This window comes from Pseudomonas sp. PSB18 (genome assembly GCF_014596565.1).
In the GTDB taxonomy this organism is placed as follows: domain Bacteria; phylum Pseudomonadota; class Gammaproteobacteria; order Pseudomonadales; family Pseudomonadaceae; genus Aquipseudomonas.
The window spans coordinates 1-2,199 of record NZ_NOIN01000023.1; the positions used below are offsets into that span (position 1 = coordinate 1).

Here is a 2,199-nt window from a genome sequence, read left to right on the forward strand (position 1 = left end):
TTTACCTCAGGGCTGCCGGGTCAACAGCACTTCGGCCCACCCTTGCCACCGTAACGGGCCTCCTGGCGTTCGCGGAAGAACGCCTCGTAGTCCATCACCGGTTTGTCCGGGTGCTTGGTTTGCATGTGCTCGACGTAGGTGTCGTAGTCGGGCATGCCGACCATCAGGCGGGCGGCCTGACCGAGGTATTTACCGAGGCGACTCAAGTCATTGAACATCGTTGCAACCCTCGTGTCAGGCGTCCGGCAGGGCCTGGAATGGCGCTTCTTTATCCGTGCGTTCTTTCGTGCCCCAGGCGGCGACGCCGACCTTGAGCGCGTAGAACAGGATGCTGAGCACCACGAACAGGAACAACACCGTCAGCGTTGCGTTGGTGTAGGCATTGAACACCACGTGCTGCATCTGCTCGATGCTCTTGGCCGGGGCCAGGATCTGGCCGGCCGCCAGGGCATCGTTGTATTTGCGCGCCAGGGCCAGGAAGCCGATCGCCGGGTTGGCGTCGAACAGCTTGATCAGGCCCGCTGTGGTGGTGCAGATCAGCAGCCAGGCCGCCGGTAGCAGCGTGACCCAGATGTAGCGCTGGCGCTTCATCTTGATCAGCACCACGGTGCCAAGCATCAGGGCGATACCGGCCAGCATCTGGTTGGAGATGCCGAACAGCGGCCACAAGGTGTTGATGCCGCCCAGCGGATCGATCACGCCCTGGTACAGCAGGTAGCCCCACAGCGCCACGCAACCGGCGGTGGCGATCAGGTTGGCGGTCCAGGATTCGGTGCGCTTGAGCGAGGGCACGAACGAACCCAGCAGGTCCTGCAGCATGAACCGCCCGGCACGGGTGCCGGCGTCTACCGCGGTGAGGATGAACAGCGCTTCGAACAGGATCGCGAAGTGGTACCAGAACGCCATGGTGTTCTCACCCGGCAACACCGAATGCAGGATCTGCGCGATACCGACCGCCAGGGTCGGCGCACCGCCGGCACGGGCCAGAACGGTGGTTTCGCCGATGTCCCGGGCAACCGCCTGCAGCGCATCGGGGGTGATGGCAAAGCCCCAGCCGCTGATGGTCTGGGCCACGGCCACGACATCACCGCCGACCACCGCCGCCGGGCTGTTCATGGCGAAGTACACGCCCGGCTCGATCACCGACGCGGCGACCATCGCCATGATCGCCACGAAGGACTCCATCAGCATGCCGCCATAGCCGATGTAACGGGCGTTGGTTTCGTTGTCCAGCAGCTTGGGCGTGGTGCCCGAGGAGATCAGCGCATGGAAACCCGAGACCGCGCCGCAGGCGATGGTGATGAACAGGAACGGGAACAGCCCGCCCTTCCACACCGGGCCCATGCCGTTGGTGAACTGGGTCAGCGCCGGCATTTTCAGCTCGGGCATGGTGACCAGGATGCCGATCGCCAGGGCGACGATGGTGCCGATCTTGAGGAAGGTCGACAGGTAGTCCCGCGGGGCCAGGATCAGCCACACCGGCAACACTGCCGCGACGAAACCGTAGCCGATCAGCATCCAGGTGATCTGGATCCCGGTGAAACTGAAGGCCTTGGCCCAGACCGGGTCGGCGGCGATCTGCCCGCCCAGCCAGATCGAACCCAGCAGCAACAGCACGCCGATCAGCGAGATTTCACCGATGCGGCCCGGGCGGATGTAACGCATGTAGATGCCCATGAACATCGCGATCGGGATGGTCGCCATCACCGTGAAGATCCCCCACGGGCTCTCGGCCAGGGCCTTGACCACGATCAGCGCCAGCACCGCGAGGATGATGATCATGATCAGGAAGCAGCCGAACAGCGCGATGGTGCCGGGAATGCGGCCCATTTCCTCGCGGACCATGTCACCCAGGGAGCGACCGTTGCGGCGGGTGGACAGGAACAGGATCATGAAGTCCTGCACGGCCCCCGCCAGCACCACGCCGGCGATCAGCCAGAGCGTGCCGGGCAGGTAGCCCATCTGCGCCGCCAGCACCGGCCCGACCAGCGGCCCCGCGCCGGCAATAGCGGCGAAGTGGTGACCGAAAAGGATGTGTTTGTTGGTCGGGACGAAGTCCAGGCCATCGTTGTTGAGCACGGCAGGCGTGGCCCGGCGCGCATCGAGTTGCATCACGTTGTTGGCGATGAAGAGGCTGTAGTAGCGGTAGGCGACCAGGTAGATGGCCACGGCCGCGACGACGATCCAGAGGGCGTTGAT

At 64.4% G+C, this 2,199-nt stretch carries 2 protein-coding genes; both read right to left on the reverse strand.

Annotation, left to right across the window (positions count from 1 at the left end):
• Positions 1-20: 20 nt before the first annotated feature.
• Positions 21-218, reverse strand: a complete 198-nt coding sequence (locus tag CGA22_RS26980; RefSeq protein WP_041023338.1) for a YbdD/YjiX family protein — start codon at positions 216-218, stop codon at positions 21-23.
• A 16-nt stretch (positions 219-234) separates the two neighbouring features.
• On the reverse strand, positions 235-2,199 hold a 1,965-nt coding region (locus CGA22_RS26985; protein ID WP_188258761.1), incomplete at its 5' end, for a carbon starvation CstA family protein.

Coding starts and splice junctions, on each gene's coding strand:
- CGA22_RS26980 (WP_041023338.1), bottom strand. CDS start 218: ATGTTCAATGACTTGAGTCGCCTCGGTAAATACCTCGGTCAGGCCGCC.